The sequence below is a fragment of the Rhodococcus sp. IEGM 1351 genome, assembly GCF_030056875.1.
Lineage (GTDB): Bacteria > Actinomycetota > Actinomycetes > Mycobacteriales > Mycobacteriaceae > Rhodococcus_F > Rhodococcus_F opacus.
On record NZ_JASHKU010000002.1, the window covers coordinates 511,569 to 531,028 of the forward strand.

Annotated in this window: 17 protein-coding genes and 1 pseudogene; 6 read left to right on the plus strand and 12 right to left on the minus strand. The window is 68.0% G+C overall.

Annotated elements, in window-relative coordinates:
* Nucleotides 1–92: 92 nt before the first annotated feature.
* Nucleotides 93–2,672, plus strand: coding sequence for an aminopeptidase N (gene pepN / locus QM806_RS05575; RefSeq protein ID WP_064080459.1), 2,580 nt, complete (start codon nucleotides 93–95; stop codon nucleotides 2,670–2,672).
* A 21-nt stretch (nucleotides 2,673–2,693) separates the two neighbouring features.
* On the opposite strand, the gene dinB is transcribed toward pepN, so the two are convergent.
* Nucleotides 2,694–3,920, minus strand: coding sequence for a DNA polymerase IV (gene dinB / locus QM806_RS05580; protein ID WP_133984504.1), 1,227 nt, complete (start codon nucleotides 3,918–3,920; stop codon nucleotides 2,694–2,696).
* Nucleotides 3,921–3,957: 37 nt separating this feature from the next.
* Nucleotides 3,958–4,758 carry a helix-turn-helix domain-containing protein gene (locus QM806_RS05585; RefSeq protein WP_283290674.1) on the minus strand — a complete coding sequence of 267 codons (801 nt, stop codon included), beginning with the start codon at nucleotides 4,756–4,758 and terminating at the stop codon, nucleotides 3,958–3,960.
* 105 nt (nucleotides 4,759–4,863) lie between these two features.
* On the opposite strand from QM806_RS05585, the gene QM806_RS05590 reads away from it, so the two are divergent.
* Entirely contained in the window at nucleotides 4,864–5,280 is a 417-nt protein-coding gene (locus tag QM806_RS05590; protein WP_005264323.1) for an SRPBCC family protein, read from the plus strand.
* 73 nt (nucleotides 5,281–5,353) lie between these two features.
* Here QM806_RS05590 and QM806_RS05595 read toward each other — a convergent pair whose 3' ends face one another.
* The 3 genes from QM806_RS05595 to QM806_RS05605 all read right to left on the minus strand — a co-directional run bounded on the left by QM806_RS05595 (nucleotide 5,354) and on the right by QM806_RS05605 (nucleotide 6,827).
* Nucleotides 5,354–5,833 (minus strand): DUF5130 family protein, encoded by a 480-nt coding sequence (locus QM806_RS05595; protein WP_005264322.1) that lies wholly within the window; start codon nucleotides 5,831–5,833, stop codon nucleotides 5,354–5,356.
* Nucleotides 5,820–6,080, minus strand: coding sequence for an aa3-type cytochrome oxidase subunit CtaJ (gene ctaJ, locus QM806_RS05600; RefSeq protein ID WP_005248217.1), 261 nt, complete (start codon nucleotides 6,078–6,080; stop codon nucleotides 5,820–5,822). The genes QM806_RS05595 and ctaJ overlap by 14 nt, the downstream gene beginning before the upstream one ends.
* 75 nt (nucleotides 6,081–6,155) lie before the next feature.
* Complete coding sequence (locus QM806_RS05605; RefSeq protein ID WP_164709521.1) at nucleotides 6,156–6,827, minus strand: HNH endonuclease; 672 nt, start codon at nucleotides 6,825–6,827, stop codon at nucleotides 6,156–6,158.
* A 140-nt stretch (nucleotides 6,828–6,967) separates the two neighbouring features.
* Between QM806_RS05605 and QM806_RS05610 the strand changes: the two genes are divergently transcribed.
* The 3 genes and pseudogenes from QM806_RS05610 (at nucleotide 6,968) to QM806_RS05615 (ending at nucleotide 7,986) form a co-directional block, all read left to right on the plus strand.
* Nucleotides 6,968–7,363 (plus strand): globin, encoded by a 396-nt coding sequence (locus QM806_RS05610; RefSeq protein ID WP_005264320.1) that lies wholly within the window; start codon nucleotides 6,968–6,970, stop codon nucleotides 7,361–7,363.
* Nucleotides 7,364–7,430: 67 nt separating this feature from the next.
* Nucleotides 7,431–7,577, plus strand: a pseudogene (locus tag QM806_RS41615) (alpha-amylase family glycosyl hydrolase); the annotation flags it as partial.
* Nucleotides 7,543–7,986: an EamA family transporter gene (locus tag QM806_RS05615; protein ID WP_283290727.1), complete on the plus strand. Its 444-nt coding sequence runs from the start codon at nucleotides 7,543–7,545 to the stop codon at nucleotides 7,984–7,986. The pseudogene QM806_RS41615 and the gene QM806_RS05615, both read left to right, overlap by 35 nt.
* Nucleotides 7,987–7,993: 7 nt before the next feature.
* Here the strand turns inward: QM806_RS05615 and QM806_RS05620 are convergent, their stop codons facing one another.
* The 7 genes from QM806_RS05620 to QM806_RS05650 form a co-directional block, all read right to left on the minus strand.
* Complete coding sequence (locus tag QM806_RS05620) at nucleotides 7,994–8,680, minus strand: DUF8010 domain-containing protein (protein WP_283290677.1); 687 nt, start codon at nucleotides 8,678–8,680, stop codon at nucleotides 7,994–7,996.
* Complete coding sequence (locus QM806_RS05625) at nucleotides 8,673–9,098, minus strand: acyl-CoA thioesterase (protein ID WP_005264316.1); 426 nt, start codon at nucleotides 9,096–9,098, stop codon at nucleotides 8,673–8,675. Before QM806_RS05625 ends, QM806_RS05620 begins: the two co-directional genes overlap by 8 nt.
* Nucleotides 9,095–13,996, minus strand: a complete 4,902-nt coding sequence (locus QM806_RS05630; RefSeq protein ID WP_283290679.1) for an NAD-glutamate dehydrogenase — start codon at nucleotides 13,994–13,996, stop codon at nucleotides 9,095–9,097. The genes QM806_RS05625 and QM806_RS05630 overlap by 4 nt, the downstream gene beginning before the upstream one ends.
* Nucleotides 13,997–14,103: 107 nt before the next feature.
* Nucleotides 14,104–14,529, minus strand: coding sequence for an acyl-CoA thioesterase (locus tag QM806_RS05635; RefSeq protein ID WP_283290729.1), 426 nt, complete (start codon nucleotides 14,527–14,529; stop codon nucleotides 14,104–14,106).
* A 1-nt stretch (nucleotide 14,530) separates the two neighbouring features.
* Nucleotides 14,531–16,210: an energy-dependent translational throttle protein EttA gene (gene ettA, locus QM806_RS05640; protein ID WP_005264313.1), complete on the minus strand. Its 1,680-nt coding sequence runs from the start codon at nucleotides 16,208–16,210 to the stop codon at nucleotides 14,531–14,533.
* Between the two features lie 133 nt (nucleotides 16,211–16,343).
* The gene (locus QM806_RS05645; protein ID WP_005570290.1) at nucleotides 16,344–16,772 is read right to left on the minus strand and encodes a single-stranded DNA-binding protein; all 429 of its coding nucleotides are present in this window, start codon (nucleotides 16,770–16,772) and stop codon (nucleotides 16,344–16,346) included.
* Nucleotides 16,773–16,940: 168 nt separating this feature from the next.
* Nucleotides 16,941–18,971 carry a bifunctional copper resistance protein CopD/cytochrome c oxidase assembly protein gene (locus tag QM806_RS05650; protein WP_005570288.1) on the minus strand — a complete coding sequence of 677 codons (2,031 nt, stop codon included), beginning with the start codon at nucleotides 18,969–18,971 and terminating at the stop codon, nucleotides 16,941–16,943.
* Between the two features lie 104 nt (nucleotides 18,972–19,075).
* Here QM806_RS05650 and QM806_RS05655 point away from each other — a divergent pair, with 104 nt between their 5' ends.
* Complete coding sequence (locus QM806_RS05655) at nucleotides 19,076–19,453, plus strand: DUF4345 domain-containing protein (protein WP_005264310.1); 378 nt, start codon at nucleotides 19,076–19,078, stop codon at nucleotides 19,451–19,453.
* Nucleotides 19,454–19,460: the final 7 nt, after the last annotated feature.

Genomic DNA, 19,460 nt, shown 5'->3' on the forward strand with positions numbered 1-19,460 from the left:
ACCCCCGGCCCACTGGTTAACACCCCCGGCCCACTCGTGATGGGATGGCAGCATCGAGTACGAGCACCGCCGCCGATCACGAGGAGACCTCTGTGGCCCCACCGAACCTGACCCGCGAACAGGCAGCCGAACGAGCCGGACTGCTGACCGTCGACAACTATCTGATCGAACTCGACCTCACCGACGGGACAGGTCAGCCCGGAGTCGAGACGTTCTCCTCTCGTACCACCGTCACGTTCGGGGCTACCCCCGGCGCGTCCACGTTCGTCGACATCGTCGCGGCCCGTGTGCATTCGGCCACGCTGAACGGCTCCCCCGTCGACGTGTCGAACTACGACGAGTCCACCGGCATCACACTCACCGATCTCGCGGAACGCAACGAACTGGTGGTCGAGGCCGACTGCGCGTACTCGCACACCGGTGAAGGGCTACACCGCTTCGTGGACCCGACCGACGACGCGGTGTACCTGTACTCGCAGTTCGAGACCGCAGACGCCAAGCGCATGTTCGCCTGCTTCGACCAGCCCGACCTGAAGGCGACGTTCGACGTGCACGTCACGTCCCCCGCCGACTGGAAGGTGATCTCCAACTCCGCGACCGTCGAGACGGTGGCGCCGGACGCCGGCCGCCACATCTTCCGCACCACACCGAAGATGAGCACCTACCTCGTCGCGCTCATCGCCGGCCCGTACGCGGAGTGGACCGACAACTACTCCGACGAGCACGGCGACATCCCCCTCGCGATCTACTGCCGCGCCTCCCTCGGGGAGCACATGGACTCCGAGCGCCTGTTCACGGAAACCAAGCAGGGCTTCGAGTTCTACCACCGCAATTTCGGCACCCCCTACGCGTTCGGGAAGTACGACCAGCTGTTCGTCCCCGAATTCAACGCGGGCGCGATGGAGAACGCCGGCGCCGTGACGTTCCTCGAGGACTACGTCTTCCGGTCCAAGGTGACGCGGGCGTCGTACGAGCGGCGCGCCGAGACCGTCCTGCACGAGATGGCGCACATGTGGTTCGGCGACCTCGTCACCATGCGCTGGTGGGACGACCTGTGGCTCAACGAGTCCTTCGCGACGTTCGCCTCCGTGCTCTGCCAGAGCGAGGCCACCGAATACACCAACGCGTGGACCACGTTCGCCAACGTCGAGAAGTCCTGGGCGTACCGGCAGGATCAGCTGCCCTCCACCCACCCAATCGCCGCCGACATCCCCGACCTCGCCGCGGTCGAGGTGAATTTCGACGGCATCACGTACGCGAAGGGCGCCTCGGTCCTCAAGCAGCTCGTCGCGTATGTCGGGCTCGACCCCTTCCTGTCCGGCCTGCGGGACTACTTCCGCGACCACGCCTTCGACAACGCCACGTTCGACGACCTCCTCGGCGCACTCGAGAAGTCGTCGGGCCGCGACCTGTCCGACTGGGGAGCCCAGTGGCTCAAGACCACCGGGCTCAACATCCTGCGCCCCGAATTCGACGTCGACGCGGACGGCAAGTTCACGCGGTTCGCCGTCCTGCAGTCCGGCGCCGCACCGGGTGCCGGTGAGCGACGGGTGCACCGTATCGCCGTCGGCGTGTACGACGACCGGGACGGCAAGCTCGTGCGCACGAAGCGGGTGGAACTCGACCTCGACGCCACCGAACGCACCGACGTCGCCGAACTCGTCGGTGTCGAACGCGGTCAGCTGATCCTCGTCAACGACGACGACCTCACGTACTGCTCGCTGCGGCTCGATCCCGACTCGCTCGCCACCGCCATCGACCGCATCGGCGACATCGACGAGCCCCTCCCCCGCACGCTGGTGTGGTCGGCGGCCTGGGAGATGACGCGTCAGGCCGAACTCAAGGCGCGGGACTTCGTCGCCCTCGTGCAGCGCGGCGTCGGCGCCGAAACCGAGGTCGGCGTCGTCCAGCGACTGCTGATGCAGGCCCAGACCGCGCTGCACAGCTACGCCGAACCCGAGTGGGCCAAGGAACACGGCTGGCCGGACTTCGCGAACCGGCTCCTCGAACTGGCGCGGGAAGCCGAGCCGGGTTCGGACCACCAGCTGGCGTTCGTCAACGCGCTGGCGGGGGCGCAGCTGTCGGCGTGGCACACCGAGGTGCTGCAGGAACTGCTCGACGCCGCACCCGAGACGGTCGGGCTTCCGGGGCTCGTCGTCGACACGGACCTGCGCTGGCGTCTCGTCACCGCACTCGCCGGGGCCGGTGAGATCGACGCCGAGGGCGTCGAGACGCCGTTCATCGACGCCGAAGCCGAACGCGACCCCACCGCGGCAGGTGCCCGCAACGCCGCCGCCGCGGCCACCGTCCGCCCGCAGGCCGCGGTGAAGGAACAGGCCTGGAACCGGGTGGTCGGCGACGATTCCGTGCCGAACATCACCGCCCGCTCGATCATCGGCGGATTCGCCGGTCACGGCCAGTCCGAGATCCTCGCACCGTACGTGGCCCGCTACTTCGCGGACATTCCCGGGGTGTGGGAGCGGCGTTCGAGCGAGGTCGCGCAGACCGTCGTCGTGGGTCTGTACCCGTCGTGGTCGATCAGCGAGGAATCCGTGGCGGCAGCCGACGAATTCCTGGCCGGCGACCACCCGCCCGCCCTGCGCCGCCTGGTGGTCGAGGGCCGCGCCGGGATCGTCCGGTCGCTGGCGGCCCGAAAGTTCGACGCGAGCTGATCGGTGGCCGATCCTGCCGGCCTAATCCGGCAGGATCGGCACCGTCACACCCTGATCCCGGCCCAGCAGCACGGCGCGGGTGACGGCCGAGGAGCCGAAGCGGTCGCGGAGACTGTCGAGCGTGCTGTCGAGTGAACTACTCGTGTACGGGTCGAACGGCAGCGCCAGCTGTTGCGGGCAGTCGTCCTCGAGGTTGGCCACCGCGATTCCCACGAGGGTGATGCCCTTGCGTTCGATCATCGGCATCGCGTTGTTCAGCAGGCCGCGGGCCGTCGTGAGGATCGTCTGCGTCTGAGCCGACGGCTGCGCGAGTGTGTGCGAACGCGTCACCCGGGTGAAGTCGTCGAACCGCAGCCGGAGCACCACCGTGCGCCCGACCCGCTCGCCGCGGCGCAATCGGCCGGCCACCCGGTCCACCAACGTCACCAGAGCGGCGTCCACATCCTCCCTCGACTTCGGTCTGCGCCCCAGAGCGTGCTGCGCGCCGACGGATCTCCGCCTGCGCCCCACCTGCACGGGACGCGGGTCGCGTGCCCAGGCGAGCGCGTGGAGGTGGTGGCCCGCCGCGGGTCCGACGATGGACACGAGCAGCTCTTCGGGATGGTGGGCGAGCTGCCCAACGGTGGCGATCCCGGCGTCTCGGAGCCTGACCGACGTCACCGCGCCGACACCCCACAGCCTTTCGACCGGCAGCGGATGGAGGAACTCGATCTCGCGGTCCGGCGGCACGTGCAACAGTCCGTCGGGTTTGCCCACCGCGCTGGCGACCTTCGCGAGAAACTTCGTTCTCGCGATCCCGACCGTGATCGGCAGACCCACCTGCTCGCGTACGTCCCGGCGCAGACGCGCCGCGATGTCGACCGGCGCGCCAGCGATCTTGCGGAGACCGGCGACGTCGAGGAAGGCCTCGTCGATCGACAGTCCCTCGACCAGGGGCGTCGTCCGGCCGAAGACTTCGAACACCGCCTTGCTCGCGGCCGCGTACGCCGACATTCGTGGGCGCACCACGACGGCGTGCGGGCACAGGCGCAGCGCCTGCGCACCGCTGCTGGCCGTGCGCACCCCGTACGCCTTCGCCTCGTAGCTCGCGGCCAGCACGACGCCGCCGCCGACGATCACCGGACGACCCCGCAGGCCGGGGTCGTCCCGCTGCTCCACCGAGGCGTAGAACGCATCGAGGTCGGCGTGCAGGATGGTCGCCTCGGCGCCACTCGAGATGCGCGGGCGCGGCGAATCGGACACGAACATATGTTCGCATCGACCACCGACAGAAGTCGAGGGTCGTTCAGGCCGACAACAGTGTTCGCAGCGCGGTGGGTGTCTCGCCGAGGTGGGCCCCGATGGTCCTGGTCATGTGCGCCTGATCCGAGAATCCCAGGTCCGCGGCGAGTCCGGCGAGGTCACGGTCGCCGTTCTCGATCCGCTCGAGCGCCCGCCCGACCCGAACCCTGTTGCGGTACCTGGTGAGCGAGACGCCCATGACTGCACTGAACGCACGACTGAGCGCGAACGGTGACACCCCGAACCGTCCGGCGAGCGGTATCAAACCGTCCGAGCCGGGCTCGTCGTCGAGGACCGCCGCGCGGGCCGCCGCGGCCACTACGTGGTCCGGAATGCCGCCGCGCCGGTGTGAACGCGACCGCGCCCGTGACGCGGCGACCGCGACGACCGCGACGAGCCGGACGGCCTCCTCGGCGAGGGCGAAGTGGACGTCGCCCGTCCGGCCGGCACGGAGCAGGCGCCGATGAAGAAGGTCGACGCGGGCATCGACGTACACATCCGAACGGCCGAGTGTCCAGTGGTCACCGGCGATCGCACGCCAGAGCTCGGGCCGGACACTGATCGACGTGCACCGGTCTCCACCGGCGGGGTGCGCGAACTGTTCCACTTCGCCGGGTATTCCGAGATACGCCACGGTCGGATCGGCCACCGACTCACGTCTGCCGATCCGGCGAACGAATCGGCCGCCACGGACGAGCACGAGCCGGTGATCGTCCCGCACCTCCACGTCCGACCAGGCCGTGTGCACGCCACAGCAGTCCACCGCCCAGACACTCGCGCCCGGCAGACGTGCGACCTCGCTCACCGCCACAACGGGGACGCTACCCGTGGGGCCCGACACCTTCCCGCACATACGGTGGCCTGCAAGAATCTTCAATCCTCACGGCAGTTCCCGCGGCAGGCTGCAGTCATGTCATACATCTACGAGTCCACCCACATCGATGTCACACCCGCTGCCGCGTGGGACGCTCTGCGCGACTGGGGTGCGTTGCACACGCGGCTCGCCGCAGGTTTCGTCACCGCCTCGGTGATCGACCGGGGAGATCGGGTCATCACGTTCTTCGACGGTTCCGTCGTCCGGGAGCGTCTCGTCTCGTGCGACGAGGACGCGCGCCGACTGGCCTGGTCGATCGTCGACGGCCCCTACCTGCATCACAATGCTTCCGCCCAGGTGAGCGACGACGGCCACGGCGCGACCGTGTTCGTCTGGATCGCGGACATCCTGCCCGCAACTCTCGCGGAGCGGACCGCGCAGATGATGGAACTCGGCATCGACGCCGTTCGGCGGACCCTCGAAGGCGCCGATCGCGTCGTCGGCACCCGGTGAGACACCGACGGCCCGATCCGGTTCAGGAGGACTGAGCCGGATCGGGCCGCGCGGATGCTGATCTGTGTAGGTTTTACGGCGAGGCGATCGCCGCACTCATCACGCGGATGGCACTCACGAGACCGTCGATGAGGTCCCCGTCGCCGAACGACGACACGGCGGCGGTGGCGCCGAGCTGGGCGACCCGGTCGGTGACCCGGTTGGCCACGGCCCGGCCGCTGCGGATCTCGACCGTCCGCTGGTTGGGCGAGACCGCGATGAGCACGGACCGTTCCGCCTCGGGCGTCGTCGGGAACAGCGCGTCGGCGCCGGCCGCGGTGTCGGCGCCGAGGTCGCCGATGTACGCGTTGAAGCGCACCTTCGTCTTGCGGGTGCCTTCGGTGAGGGCATCGTCGAGGCGGACGAGTTCGTCCGTCGTGAACGGCAGGTCGTCGGTGAACGGCTCACCGACGCGGTGCACGCCTGAGATGCGACCGCTGGAGGTCACGACGCTGCCGACAGGCAGATTGTCCGCGGATACCGCCGACGCGGGAATCAGGTCACCACTTGCCACTTGCCGAGCCTCCAATCAGGTCTGCCGAACCGGCGTGCGCGCCGTGGTGTCCGCCGTGATGACCGTGCGTGGTCACCTCGTCGACGGCGCTCCACAGCACCGGCGCGTGCGTCCATTCCTCACCGAGGTGGAACGCGGGCGGCACGGGGCCCGGCGTCTTCTTGCCGACGAACGACATCCCCGCGAAGAAGGCGGTGATCAACGCCGGAATTCCTACGAATATCAGCACTGTCTCGAGAATGCTCACAACGCAAACGGTAGCCCAGAACCGTGCGAGGGGAAGCGTCAGGGCCGAACTTCGCGAAGCGGACGCGCGGAACGCTCAGGCGGCGCCTTCACCGAGGTAGGGCATCCACGACGGGTGCAAGTCCTTGGTGGACGCCAGCAGTCGCCAGTGCGGCCCCGACGGAGGCACGAGGGAGGCCCTGAGCGTCCAGCCGAGTTCGCTCAGCAATTTGTCCGCCTTGCGGTGGTTGCAGGGTGCGCAGCAGGCCACGCAGTTCTCCCACGAATGCTCGCCGCCTCGACTGCGGGGAACCACGTGATCGACGGTCTCGGCCTTGGCACCGCAGTAGGCGCACCGGAACCGGTCCCGGTGCATGAGGGCTGCGCGGGTCATCGGAACGCGGGCGCGATACGGGACGCGGACGTAGTTCCGGAGGCGGATCACGGACGGCACCTGCACGGACCACTGCTCGGAGTGGACGACCGGGGCCTGGGGATCCTCGTGGACGGTATCGGCTTTACCGCAGGTCATCAACACCACGGCGCGGCGGGCAGGAAGGGCGGTGAGCGGCTCGTAGGTGACATTCAGGAGAAGCACCCGGCGCTTGATCCAGAGCGGAACCGCATTCTCGCCCGGGAAAGAAGGCTCTGCGCTGCGCGCGGAGCCTTCGGTGATCACTTGTAAAGCAAACGCCCCTGAAACCCCGGCACTCCGGGCATCAGTGGGCACGAGTTGTCGGTGCGCGCGGGCGCTGTGTCGATTCTTCATGCGACCTCCGGGAGATTGCCACCAAGTGCACCATGAATTGCCTGCTCGTGCACGTCCATTTCCGACAAAAATGCAGGACGTTCGGTGAACAGACGGTGACGAAGACCGTTCGCGCCCGCACGTGCACAATGGAGGGCGCCATGACTGACGTGCAGCAGACCTTCTACGAGGCGGTGGGCGGAGCGGAGACGTTCCGCAAACTCACCGCGCGCTTCTACGAGGAAGTCGCCAAGGACGACATCGTGCGGCCCCTCTACCCCGAGGAAGATCTGGGTCCGGCCGAGCGCCGGATGCGGATGTTCCTCGAGCAGTACTGGGGCGGACCGCACACCTATTCGGACGAGCGCGGCCACCCACGACTGCGGATGCGACACCAGCCGTTCAAGATCGGCCCGATCGAGCGTGACGCCTGGCTGCGGTGCATGCACACGGCCATCGCGTCGATCGACACCGGAACCCTCGACGACGCCCACCGCAAGGCCCTCTCCGAGTACATGGACATGGCCGCGGCGTCGATGGTGAACTCCGCCTTCTGAAACCGCCCCGCGCCGATTACGCCGGTCGAGTCGTGGTGCGGGCGATCGTTTGGCACGATGGGCGTTTGTGAGCACTCCCGCCGAAACGTCCGCCGACGACACACAGCCGGCACCCTGGTGGTCCGACGCCGTCTTCTACCAGATCTATCCCCGCTCGTTCGCCGACGCGAACGGTGACGGTGTCGGCGACCTCCACGGAGTGCGGGACAAGCTTGCTCGCCGGCCTCGGGTACGCCGCCTACACGGTTTCCGGATCGTCGCTGCTCGCCGCGGGTGCGAGTCCCGAGGCGGCGATGGGACAGATGTTCGGTCTCGGTGGACTTTTCCTGATCCCCGTGCTCGTCGCGACCTGGCCCGGCGGCCTCGACACCGGACCGGGCGCTGCGGCCGCGGTGTATCTGGCGATCGTCCCGACCGTGCTGGCGTATCTGCTGTTCGCCGCCGGTCTGCGGCGGCTGCCACCCGCGACGGTCGCGACGCTGACGCTCACCGAACCGGTGGTCGCGGCACTGCTCGGGACCGCGGTGCTCGGCGAGCAGCTGACCCTGGTCGCGGGGCTGGGCATGGCGGCCGTCGTCGCGTCACTCGCCGTTCTGGCGACCAGCACCCTGCGGTCCGGCTGACGGCGCGCTACCGCACGACCGACAACGGAATCCCCCCACCGCGGTGCCGGTAGATCGACCCGAACCGGGCGTCCACCCGCAGCCACGACGCGGTGGCACGCACCCGGACCAGTTCGGCCGCATCGATGCGCTCGAGGTCGATGTCGGCGGTCAGCCGATCCGAGCCCGCGTGCGGAACGAATCCCATCGCGGTGAGTGCGAACACCACCCGCATCGGGATGCCGACCGTGTGCTCCGCGCCCTTCACCTCCAGCACCTCCTGGTCGAGGAGTGATGCGGGCGGGCCGTGGCCGCTGCCGTGCTCCTGCGCCAGGGCCGCACCGCGCTGCGCGAGGTCCACGAGGACACGCGCCGGGACGTCGTCGACGTGCACGAAGCCCTCCGTCGGAGGCAGAGCGCCCCGCCACGCCGAATCCATCGAAAACCCGGGATCGATGTCGGCGGCGGTCGCCGCTTCGAGGGCGGCGAGCAGTTGGTCACCGGCAGCCGACGTGTCGTCGGGGGTGATGGTCCCCGCGACCGTGCGCACCGCCAGCGCGTCGAAACCGGTTGCCGCCCAGATCGTCAGGCGGCCGGGTCCGCGCTGACGCAGACGCACCACCGCCGACTCGTCCAACCGGACCACCCGCGTGAGGAACGTGGCGAGATCACCGCGTTCCGTGGCGTCCGGGATCGACAGGACGCGCTCATGCACGCTGCCAGCTCTCCAGGTACGCACGCTCGACGTCGGTGATTCTGCGCAGTCGCTGGGTGTCGATGTCGAACGCCGCGATCTGCGTGGAGGCGATGATGGACGGCGCGACCGAGACATCGACGCCCTTCGGGCGGACCTCGTAGTTGATCGTGAAATCGACCGCGCGCACCTTCTCCACCCACATCAGGACGTCGAGCGGTGAATCGCTGTGCCGGAGTTGCCCGCGGTAGCGCACATGGAGGTCCGCGATGACCGCGCCGTCACGCAACGTGACAGTGGGCCGATCGTCCTCGAACAGCCAGGGAATCCGCGCCTCCTCCAGCAACGTCACCATCCGTGCGTGGTTGATGTGCTGGAAGACGTCCATGTCCGACCATCGAACTTCGACCTCCGCGTGAAAGCCCTCGCTCAACGTCATACCTCCGATCGGGTGCCCATACCTCGCACCATGCTGCGTACCTGACGCGCCGCCACCGAGAGCGTCGCGAGGTCAAGGGTCCCAGACTCGAAAATTTCGGTGAGAGCGGACCTCGCCCTGGCCAGCCGGGACGCGTTCGTCGACTCCCAGTCGTCGATCTTCTCCTGCGGCGTCTCGTGAGGTTCACCACCCAGGAGCACTTCCATCGTGAGCTGACGCAGCGAACTGTAGAGGTCGTCCCGCAGTGCGAGGCGGGCCAGCGAATGCCAGCGGTCACCCCGCGCGAGTGTGGACACGGCGCTGAGCAGCCAGTCGATGCCGAGGTGCGCGTCGAGTTCGTAGTACAGCTCGGCGACCTCGTCGATGTCGCGTTCGGCGATGTCCGCGATGTCGCTGATGTCGAGCAGGCAGAACTTGTCCAGAAGCCGGAACACCTCGAACGCGAGGTCCTCCGGCGCTCCGCGGACGACGAGCGGCCTCGCCCGTGTCTCCACGTCGGCAAGCTGATGCCCCCGCACGAGCTGCGGGACTCGCGGCGAGAGTGCGCGGAAGTCGGCCGAGTACCGGGCGATCTCGGCGCCCACGGCGAGGGGCTGAGGCCGGTTGGTCAGGAACCAGCGGGACGCGCGGTCGAGAACCCGGCCGGACTCGAGAATCAGGTCGTCCTCGATGTCCGCCGCGATGTTCGCCGACCGGATCCTCGACCACAGCTCGGGCAGGGCGAAGATCTCGGTGACCGCCGCGTAGGCGCGGATGGCGTCGGTGCTGCTCGCACCCGCCTCGTCCGCCAATCGGTACGCGAAGGTGATACCGCCGTTGTCGATGGTCTCGTTCGCGAGCATCGTCGCCACGATCTGCCTGCGCAGAGGATGCGCCTTGATCGCGGTGCGGAACCGCTTGCGCAACACTGTCGGGAAGTACCGCGGCAGCCGCGGGGCGAACGTCTCGCTGTCGGGCAGGTCGGTCGCGAGGAGATCGTCCTTGAGCGCGAGTTTCACGTGCGCGGTGAGCGTCGCGAGTTCCGGAGAGGTCAGTCCCTGCCCCGCCTGCCTCCGTCGTGCGATCTCCTCGTCGGTGGGCAGGGCCTCGAGTTTCCGGTCGAGTCCGCGACGCGACGCCAGGTGCTCGATCTGGCGGCGGTGCACACTCAGCATCGGAACCGCGCTGGTCCGGGAGACACCGAGGAGATTGTTCTGCGCGATGTTGTTCGCGAGCACGAGTTGGGCCACCTCGTCGGTCATCGACGCCAGCAGAGGATTACGTTCCTCCCGTGGCAACCCGCCGCTGCTCACCAACGAGTCCAGCAGAATCTTGATGTTCACTTCGTGATCGGAGCAGTCGACGCCCGCGGAGTTGTCGATCGCGTCGGTGTTGATCCGGCCACCGTTCTGGCTGTACTCGATCCGGCCGAGCGCCGTCACCCCGAGGTTGCCGCCCTCACCCACCACCTTCGCCCGCACCTCGTTGCCGTCGACGCGCACGGAGTCGTTGCTCTTGTCGCCCACCATCGCATTGGTCTCGGTGGACGCCTTGACGTACGTGCCGATGCCACCGTTCCACAGCAGGTCCACGGGGGCACGCAGGATCGCCCGGACCAGTTCCGGCGGGGAGAGTTCGGTGACGGCGTCGTCGAGTCCGAGCGCAGTGCGCGCGGCGGCACTGATCGGGACCGATTTGCGGGTCCGGTCCCACACTCCCCCGCCCTCGCTGATGATGCCGGTGTCGTAATCGGCCCACGACGACCGAGGCAGCGCGAACATGCGGGACCGCTCCGCGAAGGACCTGGCGGCGTCGGGCTCGGGGTCGAGGAAGATGTGCCGGTGGTCGAACGCCGCCACCAGCCGGATGTGCCGACTCAGGAGCATGCCGTTTCCGAACACGTCGCCGCTCATGTCACCGACACCGACCGCAGAGAAGTCCTGGGTCTGGGTGTCGACGCCCATCTCCCGGAAGTGCCGTTTCACGCTCTCCCAGGCGCCGCGCGCGGTGATGCCCATCCCCTTGTGGTCGTACCCGGCCGACCCACCGGACGCGAACGCGTCACCGAGCCAGAACTTGTACTGCTCCGCAACAGAATTGGCGAGGTCGGAGAATTTCGCGGTCCCCTTGTCCGCGGCCACGACGAGATACCGGTCGTCGCCGTCGCGCCGCACCACCCGGGCCGGGGGCACGATCTCCCCCGACGCCTGATCGACGTTGTCGGTGAGGTCCAGGAGCCCGCAGATGAATGTGCGGTAGCAGTCCTGACCCGCCTCCAGGGCGGCCGCGCGGTCGGCCGCCGCGTCGCCCGAGGGTGTCGGCGGATTCTTGACGACGAAACCGCCCTTCGCGCCGACCGGGACGATCACCGCATTCTTGACGGCCTGAGCCTTCGCCAACCCCAGGATCTCGGTGCGGAAATCCTCACGCCGGTCCGACCAGCGCAGCCCGCCGCGGGCGACGGATCCGAACCGCAGGTGGACACCCTCGACGTCGGGCGAGTACACGAAGATCTCGTACTTGGGGCGGGGCTTCGGCAGTTCCTGGATCGAGGTCGGATCGAGCTTGATCGACAGGTACGACGGCGGCTCCCCGGTGCGGCCGACGACGAAGTAGTTGGTGCGCAGCGTCGACTTGATCAGCCCGAACAAACCGCGCAGGATGCGGTCCGCGTCGAGGCTGACCACGGCGTCGATGTACTCCCGCAGACGGGTGTCGAGTTCGGCGACCAGGTCGGGTGAGGGCGCCTCCGGGTCGAACATCGCCTCGAACAACTCGACGAGCGTGTACGCGGAGCGGGGATTCGCCAGCGCAACCCCCTCGATGTGGAACTGACTGTAGGGAAACCCCGCCTGGCGCAGGTACTTTGCGTAGGCCCGCAGGATCACGGCCTGCCGCCACGACACTCCCGCCCGCAGGATCAGCTCGTTGAACCGGTCGGCCTCGGCCCGTCCGAACCAGACCGCGGTGAAGGCATCGGTGAACCGTTCCTGAAGCTTCGGGGCGGCGGCGGACGCCTCCTCGGCGGCGAGTTCGGCGTCCAGGTCGTCCTCGACCGAGGAGCGGAGCAGCTCCGCCGGCACCGACAGCCCGAAATCGTAGATCCAGCACGACAACCCGTCCGGCCGCGGAATCAGGTAGGGCCGTTCGTCGAGCACCTCCACACCCAGGCTCTGCAGCACCGGAAGTACCTGGCTCAGCGAAATGCCGTCGCCGCCCACGTACAGGGTGAATCGCCAGTGCCCGACCTCCGCCCCGGGATCGCGGTAGAGCAGCAGATCGATGGAACCGTCTTCGAGCGCCTCCAGCCTCGCGAGATCCGACAACGCGCGCGTGGCGTCGAAATCCTCCTTGTACCCCTCGGGCAGGACGGCGGCATAACGCTGCGCCAGAACGGGATCCACACCGGTGGTCACCGGGAGGAGGTCACCGAGATGGTCGTCCCAGCTGCGGCTCGCCTCGGCCAGCATGCCCTGGACCCGCTCACGGTCGGCGTCCGAGAGGTCGAGCCGCGACCCCATCTGTTCGGCGCTCTTGCGGATCGTCACGTGCAGCAACGCCAGGTCCGACTCGGTGACACGCGCGGTGTATTCCAAAGTGCCGCCACCGAATTCCCGCAGCAGGATGTCCTGCATCGCGAGCCGGACCCGGGTGGTGTACCGGTCGCGGGGCAGATAGATCAGGCAGGAGACGAATCGCCCGAGGAAATCCTCGCGCACGAACAGACGCACCTGACGCCGGAGCCCGATGCTGTGCACGGCGGTCACCGTGTCGAAGAGGGTGTCGGCGTCGCTCGAGAACAGCTCCGTGCGCGGGAACGACTGGATGACCTCCAGCATCGCCTGCCCCGAGTACGAATTCAACTGGAACCCGGCCCGATCGATCACCTTGCGCACCCGGCGGGCGATCACGGGAATGTCGAGGACGTTCTCGTGCAGCGCCGTGACCGTGAAGACGCCGAGGAACCGGTGCTCACCGGTGATGTTGCCGTTCTCGTCGAGGATGCTCACGCCGACGAAGAACGGGTAGACCGAGCGGTGGACGGTCGCGGGGAACGAGCCCTGCGTGAGCACGAGCAGGGGCCGGTCGGGGATCTCGGCGGCCGGCGGCAGACTCAGCGGACCTTCGGTGACCGTGTCGGAGCGCAGCAGTCCGAGACCGCTGCCCGGCACCACCTGCAGGCTGCGGGCGCCGGAGCTGTCCGGCTCCCCCAGTTCGAAGCGGCGGTAGCCGAGCGCCGCGTAATTGCCCTGCGACATCCACCGCAGCAGATCGGCGCAGTCCTCCAGGTCGTCCTTCGTCACGCCGGGACAGGGTGTGGACGTTTCGAGTTCGTCGGCGAGCGTCCGCTCGAGCTTGCGCATGATGTCGGTGTCCCGGACCACCTGGCGCACGTCGGCGAGGACGGTGCCGACTTCCTTCTCGAGTGTGTCGAGAACAGCGGCGTCGGCACGTGGATCGAGTTGGACGTGAATCCACGACTCGGAGACGGCGTCCTCGTCGGCGTCCTTGGCCTTGTCTCCCATGAGGATTCCGCGCAGCGCGCCGATCGGATCGCGCCGGACCGAGATGATGGGGTGCACGAATTCGCTGATCCCGATGCCGAGGCGGTTCAGCAGCGCGGTGATCGATTCGACGAGCAGCGGCATGTCGTCCGTCACGATTTGCAGGGACGCACCGAGTTCGCGCCCGTCGCCCGGCCGGTAGACCCGGGTGACCGCGCGTTCCGGCGGACGATGCAGGGCGAGTGTCAGATGCGCGCCGAGCACGGCCCCGGAGGCGCCGTTGACGGCGCTCTCGCTGTCACCGCGATCGACGTGACGGAAATACACCGCCGCGAGGGTCGGCACCTGAGACCGGAGACCTTCGGGCAGATCCCGCGCCCACTCCGCATCTTTCAGTGCTGCCGATTCCGTCATCGGGGCTCACTTCCTCTTCGTTCCGATCGCCGCGGGCAACTCTCTCGAGACTAGCCCGCGGCGATGGGAACAGAGGGTGAACTTCGGGCACCCGCGTGCCGGATCCGTCAGCCGGTGGTCACCGGCGCAAGGTACCGCTCGAGCGCGTCCCGTTCCGCCGCGGACAGCGGACGCGAGCGTTCGGCCTTCACGTCGAACGCCACCATCAGGGCGTCGCCCGTCGCGCAGCGGACCCCGTCGCGGTTCGTGACGACGTGCCGGATCGTGTACGACGAATTACCGACATGGAGTACCGACACGTCGATCGTCAACGGCCCGGAGGCGTCGGTGACGGGACGCAGGAATTCCACGTCCATCTTGCGCACCACCGTGGCACCCGCCCGGGCGCCCGCCGACTCCAGCTCCGACGACAGGAAATGCACACGTGCTTCCTGCATGTACTCGACGAAGCGGGTGTTGTTGACGTGCCCCAACCGGTCGGAGTCGCCCCACCGGACCTGGATCTGGTACGTGAAAACCTTCGGCTCCACCAGGTCAGTCCCTCGTGAGCTTGCGGTGCGTCACCCGGTGCGGACGTGCCGCGTCCGGTCCGAGCCGCTCGACCTTGTTGGCCTCGTAGCCCTCGAAGTTGCCCTCGTACCAGTACCAGGCGGCCTCGTTGTCGCCGAAGCCACCCTCCCACGCGAGGATGTGCGTGCAGGTGCGGTCGAGGAACCAGCGGTCGTGCGAGATCACGACGGCGCAGCCGGGGAACTGCTCGAGGGCGTTCTCCAGCGAACCGAGGGTCTCGACGTCGAGGTCGTTGGTCGGTTCGTCGAGCAGGATCAGGTTTCCGCCCTGCTTGAGCGTCATCGCGAGGTTCAGGCGGTTGCGCTCACCACCGGAGAGAACGCCCGCCGGCTTCTGCTGATCGTGGCCCTTGAACCCGAACGAGCTGATGTACGCGCGCGACGGCATCTCGGTCTGGCCGACCACGATGTGGTCGAGACCGTCGGACACGACCTCCCACACCGTCTTGTCGGGGTCGATGCCCGTGCGGTTCTGGTCGACGTAGCTGAGCTTGACGGTCTGACCGATCTTCACCTCACCGGCGTCCGGCTCCTCGAGCCCGACGATGGTCTTGAACAGCGTCGTCTTACCGACACCGTTGGGGCCGATCACGCCGACGATGCCGTTACGCGGCAGGGTGAACGACAGGTCCTTGATCAGAACCCGGCCGTCGAAGCCCTTGTCGAGGCTCGAGACCTCGACCACGACGTCGCCGAGGCGCGGCGGCGCCGGGATCTGGATCTCGTCGAAGTCCAGCTTGCGGGTCTTCTCGGCTTCGTTGGCCATCTCCTCGTAGCGGTCGAGGCGGGCCTTGTTCTTGGCCTGACGGGCCTTCGCTCCCGAGCGGACCCAGGCCAGCTCCTCCTTGAGGCGCTTCTGCAGCTTCTGGTCCTTCTTGCCCTGGACCTCGAGCCTCGCGGCCTTCTGCTCCAGGTAGGTCGAGTAGTTGCCCTCGTAGGGGTACAGGCGGCCGCGGTCGACCTCACAGATCCACTGGGCGACGTGGTCGAGGAAGTACCGGTCGTGGGTGACGGCCAGGATCGCACCCGGGTAGGCGGCCAGGTGCTGCTCCAGCCACAGGACGCTTTCCGCGTCGAGGTGGTTGGTCGGCTCGTCGAGCAGCAGCAGGTCGGGTTTGCTGAGCAGGAGCTTGCAGAGGGCGACGCGGCGCTTCTCACCACCGGAGAGGTGAGTGACCATCTCCTCCGGCGGCGGACAGCGCAGAGCGTCCATCGCCTGCTCGAGCTGGGAATCGATCTCCCATGCGTCGGCATGGTCGAGCTTCTCCTGCAGCTCGCCCATCTCCTCCATCAGCTCGTCGGAGTAGTCGGTCGCCATCAGCTCGGCGATCTCGTTGTACCGCTTGAGCTGGACCATGGTTTCACCCATGCCCTCTTCGACGTTCTCGCGAACGGTCTTGGTCTCGTCCAGGTGCGGTTCCTGCATGAGGATCCCGACGGTGGCACCCGGAGCGATGAACGCTTCACCGTTGCCCGGCTGATCCAGCCCCGCCATGATCTTGAGGATGCTGGACTTACCCGCGCCGTTCGGGCCGACCACACCGATCTTGGCGCCGGGGTAGAAGCTCATCGTGACGTCATCGAGGATGACCTTGTCACCGTGCGCCTTGCGCACCTTCTTCATCGTGTAAATGAACTCAGCCATGGGGCCAGCCTAATGGTGAAGTGCGATGAACCCACATCGCGGAGGGTCGGGGACGTGAACGAGGGCTCCGTAGGAAGAAGCCGCGGGTACCGGCGCCGCGGGTGCGGGATGGGCGCCGATACCCGCTGGTGCGCTACGCGACGAGGGACCGAGTGGCGACCTGTCCCGTCGCCGGGGTCGCCGCACCCCCGTCCCCGGTTCTGGGCGCGCGCTCGAGGACGACCGTGCACCGGGCGAGATCCGGTCCGATCGCGGTCGCACTCAGCTCCAGGTCGGAGCGGGCGATGCCGTCCCGCGTCGTGTACTCCGTGGTGCGCAACTCGCCGGTCACGATGACCGGATCCCCCTTCGCGATCGACTGGACGACACCGGCCATCAGTCGCCGCCTGCAGGTCACCGTGAGGTAGAGCGTGCTCCCGTCGCGCCACTCGCCCGTCGCGTGGTCCCGGCGCCGGACCGTGCTCGCCATCCGGAAACTGAGGAACTCGTCACCGGCCGCATTCGACCGGGTGACCGGGCCGGTGATGACCGTTCCGACCACGGTGCCGTGTGTTTCGTACATTCGCTCTACCCCCTGTGAGTGCGGCAAGGTGCCTTCACTCACAGCGTGCCGTCCGGCACCGCCGTTGTCGGGCGGCATCCGAAATCTGTGGAGAAACGGAGCGGGTGTGGATGACACAGCTGAAACGGCGACTGAAGCTCCGACCGTGTCGGAACCGCGTGCTAGCGGTCAGTGTCCGGCTTCTCGGTCCCGTCGCGCCAGTTCCGCGAACATCGCGTTGTGCGCTGCCAGGTCGGCGTCGTCGTCCCGGTCGGCGGCCCGGTCGACCCGCCGCGCCGTGCGGCCGTCGCTGCGGGACCACTGAATGAGCAGCGCCATCATCACCAGCACCAGCGGGATCTCACCGGTCGCCCAGGCGATGCTGCCGCCCAGTTGCTGGTCACCCACCAGGTCGGCGTTCCAGCCCAGTCCGAGCGACCGGTAGTACCACTCGCCCATCACGGCGCCCATGCTCATCAACGCCACACCGAAGAACGCGTGGAACGGTAGCGAGCCGAACACCATCGCGAGCTTCGTCACCGGCTGCAGTTTGCGCGGCGACGGGTCGATGCCGATCGCGACCCAGTAGAAGAGGTAGCCGCTCAGCAGGAAGTGCAGGTTCATCAAGACGTGCGCGGAGTGCGAGTCCACGGCCGCTTCGAAGATCCCGCCGAGGTACAGGGCGTAGAACCCGCCGACGAACAGCACGGCCGCGACGACGGGATGGGTGATGAACCGGGAGAACGGGCTGTGCAGCGCAGTCAGGATCCACTCACGCAGTCCCGGCACACCGTTCTTGCCCGCCGGATCGAGAGCGCGCAGGGCCAGCGTGATCGGTGCGCCGAGCACCAGCAGGACCGGGGCGAGCATCGACAGCGCCATGTGCGCGCCCATGTGCACGCTGAACACGGCCGGTGAGTAGCGGCCGACACCCGAGGACGTCGCGACGAGAAGCACCACGCATCCGCACATCCACGCGACGGTCCGGCCGACCGGCCAGCTGTCGCCGCGACGCCGAAGTTTGCGCAAACCGAGCGCGTAGACGACGGCCAGCACGATCGCGGCGGTGCCGTAGAGGAGGTCGAAACGCCAGTCCAGCATCAGCCGGGCGAACGTCGGCGGCCCCGCCAGGTTGTAGCCGAGTTCCACCTCTGTGAGGGTGGGTGCCGCGGTCGGAGGGGGCGGCGGTGTGCGGCCGAGCCCGACGGCGAGACCGATCGTGGCGGCGAAGACCATGGCCTCCGCGCCGGCGAAACGGATCAGGTTGCCGCGGCCGGCCGGGTCCTTCTGCAGCGCGGGCAGCGCCCGTCGACGCTGCGCCCAGCCGAAGACGCCCAGGATGACGAGCGCCACGATCTTCGCGACCACCAGGCGTCCGTACGTGGTGTCGACGAGGTCACCGATCTGGACGCGGACGAGCGCGTTCACCACACCACTGACCGCCATGACGACGAAGCAGACCGTCGCGACCGCGGAGAACCGTCGCGCTGCCACATCGGTGTAGGCGCCGCGCCGGCGCGCATGGGCGAGGAGAGCGAACAGACCGCCGGCCCACAGCGAGGCCGCGACGAGGTGCAGTATCAGACTGTTCGTCGCCATGTCGTGCGAACCGCCCGACGACGAGTGCCCCGTCAACGCGAGCGGCATCAGCCCGAGGATGCCGACGACCAGAAGGATCGGCGTCCACCACCAGCGCAGCACGAGCCGGGATGCGATCGCGAGGACGATCGCGATGATCGCGGTCCAGCGCCAGGCGCCGGCGAGTTCGACCTGATCGATCGAATTGAAGATGTTGGCCGGTTCGACCGCCTCGGCGAAGGGTTGCCCGGACGTGTCCGACAATGTCAACGGGACCAGGACGAGGGCGGTCGCGGCCCACACGATCGCGGCATATGACGCGGTCCGGACCGCACGGTAGCCGTCCACGTCCAGGACACCCGATTTCTGCGGCGGTACGAAGAACGCCGCGAGCAGCAGCGACCCGATGGTGATGACCGCAGCGATCTCCGACACGGCTCGCATCGCAGGCAGTCCGTAGGTGGTGATCGGTCCGGGATCCGGAATTCCCAGCAGCACGAGCGCCTGAGCAGCGGAAAGTCCGACGACGATTGCCGCGACCAGACCGGCGATGAGTCCGCCGACGACGAACAGGGCGGTCGAATCGGCGCGATCCGGGGGTTTCGATGCCGGGTCGGACGCCGCGAGCTGGGGTGTAGCCATACATCAAGGGTAGGACCTACGACAGGCCGTCGGAGACGCGAGGGTTCCGTCGCCGCTCCGGTTACCGTCGACAGGGACGTGTCCCGAGGCAACGAGAGGCTGAGATGGCTGAGTTTCTGATTATCGCGGTGGCGCTGTTCTTCGCGGGCATGGGTGTGTACGGGCTCGCCGCGCCGGCCCGGCTGGTCGCCCCGTTCGGTCTGTCCGCGGATTCGGCGACCTCCCGCGCCGAGGTGCGCGCGGTCTACGGCGGCTTCGGTGTCGCGGTGGCGGCCCTGCTGTTCTTCGCAGCTTTCGACGCCCACGGCATCCGATCCGCCGCCTCGGTGACCGTGGCCGTCGCCCTGCTGGGGATGGCATTCGGCCGGATCGTGTCGGCCGTCGCCGACCGGCCTACCCGTTTCTACCCCGTGTGGTTCTACTTCGTGGTCGAGCTCGTTCTGGCGGGACTTCTGCTGTCGGCGGCCGGCCTGGGCTCGTGACCCGCAC

What these genes read in the sequence shown, in the direction of transcription:
- dinB (WP_133984504.1), bottom strand. Translation starts at nt 3,920, where the DNA reads ATGTTCGTGTCCGATTCGCCGCGCCCGCGCATCTCGAGTGGCGCCGAG.
- QM806_RS05590 (WP_005264323.1), top strand. Translation starts at nt 4,864, where the DNA reads ATGTCATACATCTACGAGTCCACCCACATCGATGTCACACCCGCTGCC.
- QM806_RS05605 (WP_164709521.1), bottom strand. Translation starts at nt 6,827, where the DNA reads ATGAAGAATCGACACAGCGCCCGCGCGCACCGACAACTCGTGCCCACT.
- QM806_RS05610 (WP_005264320.1), top strand. Translation starts at nt 6,968, where the DNA reads ATGACTGACGTGCAGCAGACCTTCTACGAGGCGGTGGGCGGAGCGGAG.
- QM806_RS05625 (WP_005264316.1), bottom strand. Translation starts at nt 9,098, where the DNA reads ATGACGTTGAGCGAGGGCTTTCACGCGGAGGTCGAAGTTCGATGGTCG.
- QM806_RS05630 (WP_283290679.1), bottom strand. Translation starts at nt 13,996, where the DNA reads ATGACGGAATCGGCAGCACTGAAAGATGCGGAGTGGGCGCGGGATCTG.
- ettA (WP_005264313.1), bottom strand. Translation starts at nt 16,210, where the DNA reads ATGGCTGAGTTCATTTACACGATGAAGAAGGTGCGCAAGGCGCACGGT.
- QM806_RS05645 (WP_005570290.1), bottom strand. Translation starts at nt 16,772, where the DNA reads ATGTACGAAACACACGGCACCGTGGTCGGAACGGTCATCACCGGCCCG.
- QM806_RS05650 (WP_005570288.1), bottom strand. Translation starts at nt 18,971, where the DNA reads ATGGCTACACCCCAGCTCGCGGCGTCCGACCCGGCATCGAAACCCCCG.
- QM806_RS05655 (WP_005264310.1), top strand. Translation starts at nt 19,076, where the DNA reads ATGGCTGAGTTTCTGATTATCGCGGTGGCGCTGTTCTTCGCGGGCATG.